This is a genomic window from Clostridium sp. Marseille-QA1073, from assembly GCF_054863625.1.
The window spans coordinates 131103-148574 of record NZ_JBSVQM010000003.1; the positions used below are offsets into that span (position 1 = coordinate 131103).

The following is a 17472-nucleotide window of genomic DNA, read 5'->3' on the forward strand; positions in this document are numbered from 1 at the left end:
TGTTCACTCCTAATATTTTCTAAATAATATTATTGCCAATATTACACAAATAATAGACATTAAGTTAATATTGAAATAGATACCAAAAGTTATCCCTATTACTTTTAAGTTTAACAAAAAAGGATCACTTAATCCAATGGAATAAGATCTTCCTAATATATCTAAAAAGCTAACGCTTTTAGATAACACTTCCCCAATGAAACTACCAGAAATGGCTGCCAGTAGTATAACAAAAATGTATTCTCTGGTTTTCCTTTCTGAATTTTTCAATTTATATCCCCCATTTATTTCTTTATCTTATATAGTGTATCATTTAATAAAATGATTAACAAGTCTATAATATAGTTTTTAGAAAAATTTTCTGTTCCTTAATTTGGATTTTAAGGTATCAAACAGGTAAATTTAAAAATGACTAAAAGTCATGTTTTCTCAATTCATGAACCCAGTCATAAATTCACAATTATAAATCGTTTTTCTTCATAAGAAGATTTAAAATTAATTTATTTTTAAATCAACGGAGTTACTTGTATAAAATCTAGCAATGAATTCATTAGTAAAAAAGTATATTTTAAAAATTAATTCGTAAAGAATTAATTTCGACCATAATTAACATTAAAATGCCTAAGAAAATAACTATATTAAATTTTATATTAGGGTTTGCACTTTTTTACATTTATAAATATACAAATAGAACAGGCTATACCTGTTCTACTATTTAACTAGTTATTTTAAACTTTATTAATTTGTTATATATATATATATTCATTTCCTCTGATTTTTTCTTGTCCACTTCCTCTGGAAGAGAAGCTATATAACTTTTTATTTCTTTAACATCATTATATGAACGAGTATCCTCCTTCAAATTTTCTAAAGAAGACACCCACTTTTTTAATTCAGTAGTTTTTATAGATTTAACTTGTGCATCTGATGTTTTATTTATTACCTTTAATTTAGCCTCTATAATTTTACTTAACTCAACTATAGATAAATCTTCATAGGGTAAGGTTATTGCTATTTTATTATTTGGAATCTTATTTCCGTTCAATTTTTCTATAATTTTATCACAATCATTTTCAGTATATATACCTTGATATACTTTATAAGTATTATCTTGTTCTACAATAAAAGGACTACCAAAAGAATTTAGCTGTTTTTTTAACTTATCAGCATTTTCTTTTACTTTAAATACACCACATTGAATTAGTATAAAGTCGCTACTTTTAACATTTTTCTCTGCACCTTTAGTTTCTTCATTCTTCTTTTCTTTTTTTGTTTCTGTAATCTCTTTATTATCTTTTTTTAAATCATCATTAGAAGAAAACTTGTTAAAGAGCATAATAGTTAATAACAATGCAATTAACATTATAATTAAAAGATAAATCAAATTATTATTTTTTTTCTTAGGTTTTATATTATATCTTGTGTATTTCATTTTGTCCCCCTCCTATAACCTATAAATACTTGTCCTTAATTTATATTCATAGTTTATGAGGATTATGATAAAAAACCGACATTACTGCCGGTTTAAATTCTAAAATATTCTTCTTCCACCTACATACCTGGTGGAATAATAATCTTCTCCTAAATCACTTATTATTACCCTTCCAGTTCCTGAAGCTGCATGTATAAATTGACCATTACCCATATATATTCCTACATGAGATACAGAGTATCCATCAGTATTAAAAAATATTAAATCTCCTGGTTCTAAACCTGATCTTGAAACTCCTCTACCGTATCTTATCTGTGAACCAGTATAATGTGGTAAGTCTATACCATAATTGCTAAAAACATACTTTGTAAATCCTGAACAATCAAAAACCTCTGGTCCAGTTGCTGCCCAAACATATGGACTTCCAAGCTTAGTACAAGCTAAATCTACTATATCATAAGCAACCTCTGGTGTAGATTCACTTCCACCTCTAGATAGCCTCTTGTTTTCTAATGTTCTATTTGGAACTTTTATTGTCTTATCTGTTGATAAATTAGCTGAACGTAATATTATTTCATTTTTCTTTTTAGGTGTTTCGGTAGCTTGTACACTTTTGCAATTTATTAAAGTAACTGCAAATATAAACAACATTAAATTTAATAACAGCCCGCAGACTTTCTTCATATTTAACATAAATTTTCCCCCTAAAGACTAATAACTATACATCTTAATAACCTTAAAATAATTGCCTCTAAATTAATATATAACGTTATCATATAATGTTCTAAGGTTAATTACTGTATAATATATATTATATTTAGTAAATTTTAACTTAAAGACATTATAAATTATTAAACTACATCTAGTCAACTTTTTTATTAAGACAAATATTCCTAAATAAGTATATATTTCAAAATAATGTTGTTATATTTTAACTTATAAAAGCATATATTTATAGATTTACTACTTTCAAATCTAATATATAAATTCATAAAATTGTACTATTAAATTATTTAAGTTTACATTAATATGAAATTGAGAATTGGCGATTGACAATGGACAATTATTGATACTTTTCTTTTATAAGAGAAGTTTGGACTTATTCCTTTTAAAAGTGACAAAGTAACTTCTTAATAAAAATATTCTCATATGTGATCTTTTCACAGTATTAGTTTAAATCATTAGTATTGTTCCAAACTATACTGCACCTCAGGGGAATCCTAAAGGGTTTCACTACTGTTCCCCAGAGGTAGAGAACTGGCAATTATATTGCTAGCTAAAAATCTATTTATTAAAGAAATTAATTTGTAAAATTAATTTCCATCATAATTTTCAATTGTCCATTTTCAATTCTAAATTGATTAGAGTTGTAAATTGAGATACTCAAGGATACAGTTATACTTTTAAATATGTAAAAAATAATGAGTAGCATTATGCTACTCATTATTTTAACTATACATAAGAGTTAATCTTACTATTCTTCTCACAAAATTTCTTGCTCTCATGTATGGAACTCCTTTAGACTCTAAAAATCTAAATATACCTGGATTATTTCTTTCTATTCTATTAACTATTCTATCAATTTTTAAATAATTATATCCAGGATATCCTTGTGCTGTTTTTAGATCATTATCTAAAAATCCTAAATTTTCATTTACGTTTCCTCTTAAATCTTCTTCTTCATCAAAAACTTTAAATTCATTATCTTCTTCATCCATAATCCATGGCATAGGTGTTATAAATCCCATAGGATTACCTCTTTGCATTGGCATAATTCCCATCATACAATACATAGCAATGAATTCTTCCATCTCTTTAGACATGTTCGTATTATTCATCGGCTCTATAGGAACAAACTCATATTCTTGAACTGCATTTCCATCAAGATTTCTTTCATTATCTGAATACATTATGATACCCCCATATTTATATTGAAGATCAAAAAATAAATAACTAGAAAATATACTATTCCATTTTGTAAATGGTACCTTAACAGAACTTGCTGATATCAAGACTATTAAGGATGCTTCCCTGCATATTGATATAAAACATTCATTTTATGTTCTTTTACTAGTTATTTTACTTCAGACTCCTTACATTAAAATCTATGCATAATCCTATAAATTAATTCAACATTTTTCTTAATGCAACCATCCTATTATTTACAACTCTCCAATCAATATTATTCATAAAAACCTCAATATATTTTTTTCTATCAATTCCAAAATCAATCATATATGCATGCTCGTAAACATCTAAAACAAGTAATGGATAAGCATTCCATATAGGTCCACAATCATGGCTATCAAGTCCATACACATGGAGTTTTTTATCCATAGGTTCATATGCAAGTACTGCCCATCCCCTAACTGCTAAACCTGCATTTTTAAACAATTTTTCAAAAAAATCATAACTACCAAAACTTTCAAGTATTGCCTCATAAACACATGATGATATACCCTTTACTTCTCCATTCATGTTTTCAAAATAAAGCTCATGAAGCTTAACTCCATCTAGTGCAAAACCTTGAGCTACTAAAAGACTTCTATAGGGACTAAAAGTAGCATTTGTTCCTTCAAAATCCCTTTGTTTCCTTATACCACTCCATATTTTGTTAACATTCGTTACATATCCTTCGTATAATTTATAGTGTTGATCTAATTGATTTAAGCTTATTCCTTTAATATTCTTAAAATTAAAAGTTTTAGGACTTAATTTCTCCTCCATTATACACTCTCCTAAATTATTACTTTATGCATCAATAAATAAATAATCAATCATTAATATTATTTAATTCTTCATATGACTAATTAATCCATTTTAGACGCTCTAATACATTATATTTAATCTATTCCTTTAAAATTCATAAAATTTACTTCTACTAGGATAGAGAAGGAAGTTACTGTATTATTTTTTATATATAATTAAAGCTAATATACTTTAATTGTATATTAGCTTTAAAGAATATCTATAATATCGCCTGCATTATTTTTTAATTTATCTATAGAGTGAACATATCTATTTGTAGTTGCTAAATTTTTGTGTCCTGCAAATTCCCTTACTTTTTCTATAGTTGCTCCCTCTGTTATAGCTAGCGTTATAGCAGTATGCCTGGTAGAATGAACTTTTAAATCTTTATTTATATTTGCATTTTTACAAATTTGCTTAATTATATAATTTAAGCTGCTAGGATTTAATTTTTCCTTTTTTAAGCTATTTTTAGAATGACCTAAGAACAAATATTCATCCCAATTTTTTTTAAAATCTCTATTACTTTTTTCAACATATTGTTTTATTAGATTTAATACCTCTTTTTGAATTTTTATTATATCTTTAATATTACCTTTTCTAGTTATGTTAATAACATCATAACCTCCATATGTAGTTACATCTTTTAATTTTATGTTTATAATTTCTGATTTTCTTAAGGCTGTAGTCAATGCTAATGACATTATAGCCTTATTTCTAAGACCTATTATACTAGAAATATCTATGCTTTGAAGTAAAATTTTACATTCTTCCTTTGTTAAAAATTCTGTGTCCCTATTATTTATAATTGGTTTTTCTTCTTTTAAATTACCAAAAGGATTATATTTTATAAGCTCACTTCTTGTACTATTATCTTGAAATTTTAATAGCCACTTATAAAGTGCACTTAATGATGAAATTTTTCTATTTATAGTAGCAGAAGAAAATTTCTTAGAGCTTAATTCTAAAATGTAATTTTGAGCATCAAATATAGTTACTGCTCTAATATGATTAATTGTTATATCTTCAACATATTCTACTTTAAAAAAATCTTTAATATCTCTCTCATAACTTTTAGCAGTATGTTTGCTTTTATTAGCTTTTAATTCTAAAAAATATCTTATAAAATTTTTATCATTAAATAAATTAGTTATTCTTTGTTGATTTTTAATAATAATATCATTGTTCACATTTATCACCTAATGTCTATAACATAATAAAAACTGCTAACAAACGTCAGCAGCTTTTATTATGTTAATTATTCGAAGCTTTCTATTAAGTCACAAATACTTCCTAACGCCTTTTCTTTATCGCTACCTTTAGCTGAAACAGTAATCTTATAATCTTTATTTATGCCTAAAGATAGTATCCCTATCAAGCTTTTAGCATTAGCGCTTTTTCCATTGTACTCAATATTTATATTTGATTTGAAAGATGAAGCTACTCTAACTAACAGTGTAGCTGGTCTTGCATGTAACCCTTGTGGGTTTTTTACAATAACATCTCTTGATACCACTAGCATCACCTCTACAGTTTATTTAAAACTATCCTATGCTATTTACGAATTTTTCAATTCTATCTAATCCATTTTTAATGTTATCCATAGATGTCGCATAAGATAATCTTATAAAGTTATCAACTCCAAAAGCTATTCCTGGCACAACTGCAACTTTTTCTTTCTCTAATAGTAAATCGGAGAAAGTTAAGGAATCCTTAATTACTTTTCCATCAAATTCCTTACCCAAAACTTTGCTTATGTTAACCATAACATAGAAAGCTCCTTCTGGTTTAACACAAGATAAATTGTTTATTGAGTTAATTCTATCAACCATAAAATCTCTTCTTGCTTTAAATTGTTTTTTCATATTTTCAACTTCACTTTGATCTCCATTTAAAGCTTCTACTGAAGCGTATTGAGATATTGAACAAGGATTTGAAGTTGTATGACTTTGAATATTAGACATAAGCTTAATTATCTCTTCGCTAGTTGCAGCGTATCCTATTCTCCAACCAGTCATAGCATATGCTTTAGAAACTCCGTTAATAACTATTGTTCTATTATACGCGTCTTCTGAGATACTTGCAATTGAAATATGTCCTTCTACTCCATATAATAATTTTTCATATATTTCATCTGATATTATTAGTAGGTCCTTTTCCTTAGCAAACTCAGCAAGTTTTACTAGCTCTTCTTTAGTATAAACAGTTCCTGTTGGATTATTAGGGCTATTTAATATAAAGGCTTTTGTTTTATTTGTTGTAGCTTTTTCTAATGCTTCAACTGTTAATTTGAAAGCGTTTTCTTCCTTAGTTTCTACGAATACAGCTTTACTATCAGCTAATTGAATAAGTTCAGGATAACTCACCCAGTAAGGTACTCCTACTAATACTTCATCTCCAGGATTTAGTATTGCTTGTAACGCGTTTGCTAAACATTGTTTAGCTCCAGTTGAAATTACTATTTGAGAAGGTTTGTAAATTAAATTATTATCTACTTTAAATTTGTTTACTATAACATCTTTAAGCTCTGCTATTCCTGAAGCAGCTGTATATCTTGTCAACCCCTCTTGTATAGCTTTTATGCCAGCCTCTTGAATGTTTTTTGGAGTATTAAAATCTGGCTCTCCTGCACCAAAGCCTATTACATCTATGCCATCTGCTTTCATTTTTTTTGCTTTAGCTGTTATTGCTAAAGTCAATGATGGAGAAATTTGCATAGCTTTATTTGATAATTTCATAGTTACTACCCCCAAAATTTTCTTAATTTTATAAGTTATCTGCATACTCCCCTTCATATTTCAATAAAATGAAGGATATACGTCATATCATCTATAATATATCATTTATTATACTCAGTGTAAATAATTTTATAAGGCATATTTTGACTATTTATCAAAATAAAGATTATATTTTAAAATTAAATTTATATATAAATATATTTTTAACATGAAAATTAAAATATTATGTAAATTAGTTTTTAATTTAAAGTTATTATATAGAATTTCTTAGTAAAAATTAAGAATGAAAAATGAAGAATTATGGTTAAAACCCTACTATCAAAGCTTTCGGAGTTTTTAGAATAAATTTTATCTTAAATTCTTCACTGTTAATTATTAATCCTTAGCTTTTAAGTGGTTAAGTCATTTGTATAGCAAATCTATTTTCAAGAGTATATTTTAAAGTTCCATATTGTATTTATATATGTAAGGTAACCGGATATTTAAATGTGGTTTAAATAAAAAAGACATGGCTTTATAATTCATGTCTTTCTTCTATGTAAATTAATTAGTTTTATCTAGGCTGAACAATTAATCTTATCGCTGTTCTTTCTTCGCCTTCAATCTCTATATCTGTAAATGCTGGAATACAAACTAAATCTACTCCACTTGGCGCTACAAACCCTCTAGCTATTGCTACTGATTTTATAGCTTGATTAAGAGCTCCTGCACCGATAGCTTGAATTTCAGCTGCACCTTTTTCTCTTAAAACACCTGCTAATGCTCCTGCTACTGAATTTGGACTTGATTTTGCTGAAACTTTTAATACCTCCATGATTAACCTCCTATAAGTAAACATTCTATTGTGATAATATATAATTCTACAATAATCAAAAAAATCCTCTTAAATTTTGAATAAAATTAAAATTTCCAAAATTTAAGAAGATTATTTTTTTCATTTTTATTTTAAATTTCTACTTTTTACTATTTTGCATACTCAATAGCACGAGTTTCTCTGATTACATTAACTTTAATTTGACCTGGATATTCAAGTTCACTCTCTATTTTCTTAACAATATCCCTAGCCACTTCAATAGCTCCTGCATCATCAATTTCTTCTGGTTTAATCATAATTCTAATTTCTCTTCCAGCCTGAATGGCATATGACTTTTCAACGCCTTCATAAGAATTTGCAATTTCTTCAAGTTTTTCTAATCTTTTAATATAAGCTTCCAATGTTTCTCTTCTCGCACCTGGCCTTGCAGCAGAAATAGCATCAGCTGCTTGAACTAATACTGCTTCTAAAGATTGAGATTCTACATCACCATGATGAGCTGCTATAGCATTTACAACTATTGGTGATTCATGATATTTTTTAGCAAGTTCTGCACCTATTAATGCGTGTGGTCCTTCAACTTCATGGTCTACAGCTTTACCAATGTCATGTAATAATCCGCATCTTTTTGCCAATGTCGGATCCATGCCAAGCTCTGATGCCATAAGTCCTGCTAAATAAGCAACCTCAACGGAATGCTTTAATACATTTTGACCATAACTTGTTCTGTACTTCAGTCTTCCTAATAATTTTAATATTTCAATATGTAGACCGTGTACACCTGTTTCAAAGGTAGCTTGTTCTCCTTCTTCCTTAATATCATTTTCAACATCTTTCTTAGCTTTTTCTACCATTTCTTCAATTCTTGCTGGATGTATTCTTCCATCTACTATAAGCTTTTCTAAAGCTATTCTTGCAACTTCTCTTCTTATTGGATCAAATCCTGAAAGAATTACTGCTTCTGGAGTATCATCAATAATTAAATCTACTCCTGTAAGAGTTTCAAGGGCTCTAATATTTCTACCCTCTCTACCTATTATTCTTCCTTTCATTTCATCATTTGGAAGAGAAACTACGTGTACAGTAGACTCTGCAACATGATCTGCAGCACATCTTTGAATAGCATATGTTATGATTTCTCTGGCTTTTTTATCAGCCTCTTCTTTAGCCTTTTGTTCAACTTCTTTAATCATAACTGCTGCTTCATGCTTAATTTCTTTTCTTACTTCGTCTAGTAAAATCTGCTTTGCTTCATCAGATGTAAGACCTGATACTCTCTCTAATTCTTCTCTTTGTTTAGTATACAAATCTTGTATACTTGATTCTAATATTTCAACTTCTTGTTGTTTTTTATTTAGATTTTCTTCTTTTTTCTCTAATACTGCACTCTTTTTATCTAAAGATTCTTCTCTTTGAATTGTTCTTCTTTCAAGCCTCTGAATTTCATTTCTTCTCTCTCTAGACTCTTTTTCAAGGTCAGTTCTCAGTCTATGAACTTCCTCTTTAGCCTCAAGTATAGCTTCTTTCTTTTTAGATTCAGCATCTTTTTTAGCTTCTTCTATAATTTTTTTAGATTCTTCTTCTGACTTTGCAATATTAGCCTGTGATATATTTTTTCTAGTATAAACAACAACAAAAATTCCAATGAAAATAACAATTAATACAATACCTATCCCTAATAACATTCTTGTATCCATTGTATGTTAACACCTCCTTTGCTCATTTTAATATCTATTTGGATTGAAAATGAAAGCTAGAAAAGGTGTCATATTTTATTCAATTGGTAGCAATTACATTATGCTAAACCAGTATTTGTATTTATTTTATATTACTTTCTATATAATGTCAAGTTGCTTGGTATGCTACAAACAGGTAAAATATATACTTTTTTATAATATTAAAATTATATCCAATTATTCATATATATATTCAAAATTATTGAAAGATAAAAGAAAAATTTCCAAATAATTGAATTTATTTGTTATGTATCTATAAATATCTCTTCATTGTTATTAACCATCTATTTCTACTATCTTTTAATATAATTATATAACATTTTTATACAAAAATATTAGCTTTAAAAAAATTATACATTGTATCAAAAATTCACTATTATTTTACCATACATTAATTTTTAATATAATATTATTATAAAAATAAAAAAACAAAAGTAGCAAGAAATACCTGCTACTTTTCATTACCTTTTTCTTCTACTAAAACTTCTTCCTTATATAAAGGTAAGTTATACTTTTCTCTTATTCTATTTTCTATTTCTAATCTTAATTCAGGATTTTCTTTGAAATAATTCTTAGCATTTTCTCTACCTTGACCTAATCTTGTATCACCATAAGAGAACCATGCACCACTCTTTTGAACTATTTCCTCCTTAACTGCTATATCTAAAACGTCTCCTTCTCTTGAGATTCCTTCGCCATACATGATATCAAATTCTGCTTGTTTAAATGGAGGTGCAACTTTATTTTTAGTTATTTTAACTCTCGTTCTATTTCCTAAAAATTCATCACCTTGTTTAATAGTATCAACTTTTCTTACATCCATTCTAACTGATGCATAAAATTTAAGTGCTCTTCCACCTGGAGTAGTCTCAGGATTTCCAAACATTACTCCAACTTTTTCTCTAAGCTGATTTATAAATATAGTAACACATTTTGATTTATTTATTGATCCTGCTAATTTTCTAAGTGCTTGTGACATAAGCCTAGCTTGAAGTCCAACGTGAGAGTCTCCCATTTCTCCTTCAATTTCTGCTTTTGGTACAAGAGCTGCAACTGAGTCTACAACTACAACATCTACTGCACCTGAACGTACTAACGCCTCTGTTATCTCAAGACCTTGCTCTCCAGTATCAGGTTGGGAAACTATTAAATTATCTATGTCAACACCTAAGGCCTTAGCATATACTGGATCTAATGCATGTTCTGCATCTATAAAAGCTGCTACACCTCCAGCTTTTTGAGCTTCTGCAACAACATGTAGTGCTACTGTTGTTTTACCAGAAGACTCTGGTCCGAATATCTCTACAATTCTTCCTCTAGGTACTCCACCTATTCCTAGTCCTATATCTAGTCCTAGACATCCTGTAGATATTGAATCTAAATTAAGTACACTGTTTTCTCCAAGCTTCATTACTGAACCTTTACCAAATTGTTTTTCTATCTGTCCCATAGCTGCTTCTAAGGCTTTTAACTTTTCACTATTCATATATCTCCCCTTAAGGGTTCACCATCCTTTCACTTGACGAACATTTGTTCTGTATATATTATACAATATATTATTTAATAGGTCAACTAAAAGAATATAATAAGAAGTTCCTACTCTACAAGCAGGAACTCCCTTTTTATAATTGCCATTTTAAATGTTTTTAATCATTTATCCATTTTAATTACATTTGCATTTTTGTAGAAATAATCTATACCAGATACTATAGTTATTATAACAGCTAACGCCATTGATATCATTGTTATTATTCTAATAATCCAAATATCATAGCTTAATGTTACCAATCCTGCTATTATTGCTACTATTTGTATTACAGTTTTAGCCTTTCCCCAGTTGCTAGCTGCAATTACTATACCTTCTGATGCAGCTAATGTTCTAAGACCAGATACAGCAAATTCTCTTGCAATTATTATCATAGCTACCCACCCTGGTATTACTTGTAACTCAACTAAAGAAACCAGTGCAGAAGTTACTAATAACTTGTCTGCTAAAGGATCCATAAACTTTCCAAAGGTCGTTACTTGATTTCTGCTTCTAGCTATGTATCCATCAAGCTTATCTGTTAATGATGCTACTACAAAGACTATGGTAGCCAAAATTGTTCCTAAAGAAGTATTTAATGCTATAAACACTAAGAATACAGGAACCAATAATATTCTTATCACTGTAAGTTTATTTGCAAGATTCATATGACACAACTCCTATTTAAACAAAATTTTATAGAATAAATATGAATATTTTTACTGTAGAACAACTCCTATTAAATCATATTCTAATGCCCTTATAATCTTTACGTCAATAAATTGACCTATCTTTATATTATTATCATTTTCAATAAAAATTTCACCATCTATTTCAGGAGCCATTTCATAACTTCTTCCAATATACATTTTATCTTCTTTATTTTCTATTAATACAGTGTATATTCTGCCCACTTTATTTTTATTTAACTCCTTAGAAATCTGTTGTTGAAGAGCCATAAGCTCATGATATCTCATTTCTTTTATTTCATCATCAATTTGTTCATCCATATCAGCTGCAGCAGTTCCCTCTTCCTGGGAGTAAGTAAATACTCCTAGTTTATCAAATTTGATTTCCTTAACAAAATCTTTAAGCTCTTCAAAGTCTTCTTCGCCTTCTCCTGGAAATCCTACTATAAGAGATGTTCTTAAAACCACGTTAGAGACCTTAGCTCTTAATTTATTTATATTGTCAGTTATAGTTTTATTTCGTCCTTTTCTTCTCATATTTTTTAATATTTTATCACTTATATGTTGTATAGGTATATCAATATATTTACAAACTTTATCATTACTTGCTATTTCATCTATTATTTCATCTGTCAATTCTTCAGCATAACAATATAATATACGAATCCATTTAATACTTTTAATTTTAGATAGCTCATTTAATAATGTGTGTAGTTTCTTTTCACCATATATATCTATACCATAACTTGTAGTATCTTGTGCAACTAAAATTAACTCTTTATAACCATTTATAGCAAGTTCTTTAGCTTCTTTTAGAATATCTTCTATAGTCCTACTTCTATACTTACCTCTTATACTAGGTATAGCACAATAAGCACATTTGTTATTACACCCTTCAGATATTCTTATATAAGCGGTAGTTCCTCCAGTTGTAACCACTCTTTTCCCAATATTAATATTAGAATCACTATAACTAGTATAGGCTATTTTTTTATTATTTTTTAATACATCTTCTATACTGTCATTTAATTTATCATAATCATTTACCCCTAATATTATATCAAGCTCAGGTATAAGTTTTAAAAGTTCACTTCCATATCTTTGAGTTAAACATCCTGTAGCTATAAGCACTTTACAATTATGTTCTTCTTTATATCTTGCCATTTCAAGTATAGTATCTATAGATTCTTGCTTAGAACTCTCAATGAATCCACAAGTATTTATTATTATAATATCTGCATTATTAGGTTCATTTATAACTTCAAATTTTTCTTTTATATTTCCTATAATAATTTCCGAGTCAATTCTATTCTTATCACAACCTAAGTTTACTACTCCAACTTTCAATTTATCCACTAGTTTTCCTCCTATATTTTTCTTTATAGTATAAGGTTATCACTCTTCATATTCTTCTTTACTTAAAAGAACTTGTCTTGGCTTACTTCCATTTCTTCCAGAAATAATACCTCTTTCCTCCATCTGTTCTATTATTCTCGCTGCTCTATTATATCCTATTTTTAATCTTCTCTGCAATAGAGAGGTAGATGCCTGTTCTGTATCTATAACTATTTTTATAGCCTCATTTAAAAGCTCATCACAATCATCACTTTTAGGCCTAGCCCCTTCTTCTATTTCTTCAATAATGTGATCTTCATATTGATGTTCTTCTACTTGATTTTTAATAAATGTTACCACTCTCTCTACTTCTTCCTCAGATACAAAGGCTCCCTGTATCCTAACAGGCTTTGCTTCTCCTACAGGATAAAATAGCATGTCTCCTTTACCAAGTAATTTTTCTGCCCCTGACGAATCAAGTATAGTTCTCGAGTCTATTTGACTTGATACAGCAAAAGAAATTCTTGAAGGTATATTTGCTTTAATAACTCCAGTAATTACATCTACAGATGGTCTTTGAGTAGCTATAACTAAATGCATACCTGCTGCTCTAGCCATCTGTGCTAATCTTCCTATATAATCCTCGACATCATTAGGGCAAACCATCATAAGATCTGCGAGCTCATCAATTATAATTACTATCCAAGGTAACTTTTCTTCAAGAATACCCTTGTTTGCCATTTCATTATAACCTTCAATATTTCTTACGTTATTATCTGCAAATATCTTATATCTTCTAGTCATCTCATTTACCGCCCAACTTAATGCACTAGCTGCTTTTTTAGGATCGGTTACTACAGGGATTAATAAATGTGGTATTCCATTGTAAATATTAAGCTCAACAACTTTAGGATCTATAAGTAATAATTTAACCTCATCTGGAGAATACTTATATAGTAAACTCATGAGTAAGGTATTTATACACACACTTTTACCTGATCCTGTTGCCCCTGCTACTAGCATATGAGGCATTTTTGTTAAGTCAGAAACAATAGAATGTCCACCTATATCCTTACCTAGGCAAAAGGCTAAATTTTTATTAGAACTTATAAACTCTTCTGATTCAATAACTTCTCTTAAATATACTGGTGTTAATTCTCTATTAGGTACCTCTATTCCTACTGCTGCTTTACCCGGAATAGGTGCTTCTATTCTAACTCCTGAGGATGCTAAATTTAAAGCTATATCATCAGATAAATTAACAATTTTACTTACTTTCACTCCAGCACTAGGTTGAAGTTCAAATCTAGTTACAGATGGACCTTTTGTAACTTGTATAACCTTTGCCTCTACTCCAAAGCTTAAAAGAGTTTCTTGTAACTTACTTGCGCTATTTAATAAATCCTTTTTATCTCCTTTTTTAAGTTGATTATGTTCATTTTTATAAAGTAAATCCACATCAGGAAATTTATATTCAAAGTTTTTAGTACTATTTAAAGTATTAATATTAATTTCTTCCTCTAATTCATTAGTAAAAGCTTTATCATTAATAGAAGATTTTTCTTCTTTAATATTATTTTGTATAGAATTTTTTTCACTTTTACTATTATCATCTATCTCTGTAGATTTTAAGAAATCTATAATTTTTATTTTATGGTTTGTATCAACTTTTGATATGGAACTTTCTTCAATGATGTTTTCTTTTAACTCTTCATTCACAAGTATTTTTCCGTCATTTTTTAACTTATTTTTCTTTGAACTATCTTTCTTATTTATGATTTCTGAAATCATATCTTTAATAGTTATGTCCTTGATTAAAGTTATAGATATTATATATACTGCAATAAAAATTATGTAACTACCTAGTTTTCCAAAAAGCTTATATAGTGGAACTGATAAAAAATATCCTATAATTCCACTATGAAATATGCTACCAGAATTATAGATTTTTTCTACTCCTGCCATAATATTATCTTTTACATAATAATTAGATAAAACAGCCATTTGTATAAGTAATAAACTATTAATAATGAATAAAACTATTCCATAAAATCTCTTAGTAAAAGCAATATTACCACTTTTAATTATATAGCTAGCTCCTATAAATATACAAAAGGCAGGCATTACATATGCACCTAAGCCTATTAATCCTACAAATAATTTATAAATAAATAATCCTATCATACCAGATAATGATGATTGATTTGAAAATACAGTAGAACCTAAGCTAAGTAACATTAATATGCCTATAGTTATAAGTATAATTCCCGAAACTTCCGAGTGGCTTTTTTCATTAGTATATCTCTTATCAGTCTTTCCATTATCTTTGGCCCCACTTCTTTTTTGAGATTTTTTACTCTTTTCTTTATCAACGTTATTTTTAGCCACCGTATCACCTCCAAATTAACTATTTCTACAAATATCATAATATTTCCTTTTAAATAAATCCAATAAAAAATAGGTCAAAATCGACCTATTTTTTATCAATAAGTTCATTTAATTTGTGCAACGCTTGAGATATTCCTCCAACTTCATCAATAATTCCGCATTCAACTGCTTGCTTACCTATTAATATAGTTCCCATATCATTTAATAATTCGTCAGTTTCAGACATCATATTTCTCAATTCATTTGCATCTATTTTAGAAGTCCTTGTTATAAATTCAATAATTCGTTCTTGCATTTTTCTAAAATAGTCAAAAGTTTGAGGAACCCCTATTACTAACCCATTCATTCTTATAGGGTGAACAATCATAGTAGCACTAGGTGAAATAAATGAATAGCTTGAGGAAGTTGCTAGCGGAACTCCGATAGAATGCCCTCCGCCAATAACTAAAGATACCGTTGGCTTCGATAAACTATTTATCATTTCCGCAATTGCCAGTCCTGCTTCTACATCTCCTCCAACAGTATTTAATATTACAAGTATACCCTTAACTTTTTCATCTCTTTCCATTGCTACTAATTGAGGTATAACATGTTCATATTTAGTTACTTTTGTTTGAGGTGATGCCATACTATGACCCTCTATTTGCCCTATTATAGGTAGTATTTGTATACTATCATCGCCACTAGCCACATTAAGTACTCCTAACTCCTTAATATTTTGAACTCCTTCATTAGGTTTTGATTCTTCTTCATTTTTAGTTATCTCTTCACTTTTTATTTTCTTTTCAGTATTTTTATCTGTCATAATCATTCCTCCTAAATATACATTTCTATTTTGTACATTTAGAGGAAATCATATACTTAATTATTATAAATTAAACTCTTTATGAAGCACATTAATAGCCAATTCTGTATATGGAGCTTCTACTAAACACCATATAGTCATATGAGAATCCGCTGTTTGTAGTACTTCTATTTTTTCCTTTGTCAATGTTTTTAAAATTCTAGCCATAACTCCTGGCATACCTCTCATCTTAGAACCTATAATAGCAATTTTACTACAATTTTCAATATATGAGCATTGTAGATTTATTTCATTTGTAATTTCTTTAAATTTATCTAAATCACTTAATGCTATAGTAAATATTTTTTGTTTAGGAAAAACATTGATAAGATCAATACTTATACCTTTTTCTGCTATTATGTCAAACAATTCAACATAGCTATTACTATTATTATCTGCAACGGTAATTTGTACTCTATCTTTTACATGAGTAATTCCAGTAATAATACTTTGTGAATCATCTTCTATATGATTAGTAATAAAGGTTCCATCACAGTCGCTAAGAGTATTTTTAATAACTAATGGTATATTATATTTTTTAGATATTTCAACAGCTCTAGGATGAATAACTTTAGCCCCTTGATATGCAAATTGACATACTTCATCATAACTTATAGCTTTAATCAAAGTAGCATGAGATACTATTCTAGGGTCAGCAGTCATTATTCCATCTACATCTGTATAAATGTGAATTTCTTCTGCTTTTAGTGCTGCTCCTAAGATAGCAGCAGTAACATCGCTTCCCCCTCTTCCAAGAGTAGTTAAATACCCATCTTCACAGATTCCTTGAAAGCCTGCTACTACTGGTATTTTATCCTCATTTAAAAGTTTTAGCAATCTCTCAGTATCTACATCCATTATTGTAGCATTTCCATAATTATTATCTGTTTTAATTCCTGCAAGTCCTCCTGTTAGTGGTATAGCATTAAGATTATTATTATATAACTCATTTGATACTACAGCAGTGCTTATAATTTCTCCACACCCTACCATCAAATCCGTAGCTAATAAGTTATTTTTTTTAAAACTTTCGCTTAATAAACCAAGTAATGTATCTGTAGCATAAGGGTCTCCTTTTCTTCCCATGGCAGATACCACAACAACTGTCTTATATCCTTGTTCTACGGCACTAATTATTTTCTTTGCTACTAACTTTCTATTTCTTTCACTTGAAACAGAGGTTCCTCCGAATTTTTGTATAAGTATCTTCATTACTTCTCCCC

16 protein-coding genes are annotated in these 17472 nt (G+C 28.6%); all 16 read right to left on the bottom strand.

From position 1 onward, the window contains the following. Positions 1-9: 9 nt before the first annotated feature. Positions 10-270 carry a DUF4321 domain-containing protein gene (locus ACY1IQ_RS03860; protein WP_291584237.1) on the bottom strand — a complete coding sequence of 87 codons (261 nt, stop codon included), beginning with the start codon at positions 268-270 and terminating at the stop codon, positions 10-12. 445 nt (positions 271-715) lie between these two features. After that, positions 716-1432 (bottom strand): SPOR domain-containing protein, encoded by a 717-nt coding sequence (locus ACY1IQ_RS03865; RefSeq protein WP_461612725.1) that lies wholly within the window; start codon positions 1430-1432, stop codon positions 716-718. Positions 1433-1531: 99 nt separating this feature from the next. Next, positions 1532-2125, bottom strand: a complete 594-nt coding sequence (locus ACY1IQ_RS03870; RefSeq protein WP_461612726.1) for a C40 family peptidase — start codon at positions 2123-2125, stop codon at positions 1532-1534. A gap of 755 nt (positions 2126-2880) precedes the next feature. Further along, positions 2881-3342 carry a hypothetical protein gene (locus ACY1IQ_RS03875; RefSeq protein WP_461612727.1) on the bottom strand — a complete coding sequence of 154 codons (462 nt, stop codon included), beginning with the start codon at positions 3340-3342 and terminating at the stop codon, positions 2881-2883. 214 nt (positions 3343-3556) lie between these two features. Continuing rightward, the gene (locus tag ACY1IQ_RS03880) at positions 3557-4159 is read right to left on the bottom strand and encodes a superoxide dismutase (RefSeq protein ID WP_461612728.1); all 603 of its coding nucleotides are present in this window, start codon (positions 4157-4159) and stop codon (positions 3557-3559) included. A 230-nt stretch (positions 4160-4389) separates the two neighbouring features. Next, a complete protein-coding gene (locus tag ACY1IQ_RS03885; RefSeq protein WP_461612729.1) occupies positions 4390-5370 on the bottom strand; it encodes a tyrosine-type recombinase/integrase in 981 nt (326 codons plus the stop codon). 68 nt (positions 5371-5438) lie between these two features. After that, entirely contained in the window at positions 5439-5696 is a 258-nt protein-coding gene (locus ACY1IQ_RS03890; RefSeq protein ID WP_461612848.1) for an HPr family phosphocarrier protein, read from the bottom strand. Positions 5697-5724: 28 nt separating this feature from the next. After that, positions 5725-6918 carry a pyridoxal phosphate-dependent aminotransferase gene (locus tag ACY1IQ_RS03895; RefSeq protein WP_461612730.1) on the bottom strand — a complete coding sequence of 398 codons (1194 nt, stop codon included), beginning with the start codon at positions 6916-6918 and terminating at the stop codon, positions 5725-5727. Positions 6919-7471: 553 nt separating this feature from the next. Then, positions 7472-7732 (bottom strand): stage V sporulation protein S, encoded by a 261-nt coding sequence (locus tag ACY1IQ_RS03900; protein ID WP_039631998.1) that lies wholly within the window; start codon positions 7730-7732, stop codon positions 7472-7474. Positions 7733-7881: 149 nt separating this feature from the next. Further along, complete coding sequence (rny, locus tag ACY1IQ_RS03905) at positions 7882-9429, bottom strand: ribonuclease Y (protein WP_461612731.1); 1548 nt, start codon at positions 9427-9429, stop codon at positions 7882-7884. A 490-nt stretch (positions 9430-9919) separates the two neighbouring features. Continuing rightward, positions 9920-10954: a recombinase RecA gene (gene recA / locus ACY1IQ_RS03910; protein WP_461612732.1), complete on the bottom strand. Its 1035-nt coding sequence runs from the start codon at positions 10952-10954 to the stop codon at positions 9920-9922. 164 nt (positions 10955-11118) lie between these two features. Beyond that, positions 11119-11661 (bottom strand): CDP-diacylglycerol--glycerol-3-phosphate 3-phosphatidyltransferase, encoded by a 543-nt coding sequence (pgsA, locus tag ACY1IQ_RS03915; protein ID WP_461612733.1) that lies wholly within the window; start codon positions 11659-11661, stop codon positions 11119-11121. Positions 11662-11712: 51 nt separating this feature from the next. Next, complete coding sequence (rimO, locus tag ACY1IQ_RS03920; protein WP_461612734.1) at positions 11713-13038, bottom strand: 30S ribosomal protein S12 methylthiotransferase RimO; 1326 nt, start codon at positions 13036-13038, stop codon at positions 11713-11715. A 39-nt stretch (positions 13039-13077) separates the two neighbouring features. Next, entirely contained in the window at positions 13078-15405 is a 2328-nt protein-coding gene (locus tag ACY1IQ_RS03925; protein WP_461612735.1) for an FtsK/SpoIIIE family DNA translocase, read from the bottom strand. Between the two features lie 85 nt (positions 15406-15490). Continuing rightward, positions 15491-16210: a ClpP family protease gene (locus ACY1IQ_RS03930; protein ID WP_461612736.1), complete on the bottom strand. Its 720-nt coding sequence runs from the start codon at positions 16208-16210 to the stop codon at positions 15491-15493. A gap of 63 nt (positions 16211-16273) precedes the next feature. Beyond that, positions 16274-17461, bottom strand: a complete 1188-nt coding sequence (gene dapG / locus ACY1IQ_RS03935; RefSeq protein WP_461612737.1) for an aspartate kinase — start codon at positions 17459-17461, stop codon at positions 16274-16276. Positions 17462-17472 lie beyond the last annotated feature (11 nt).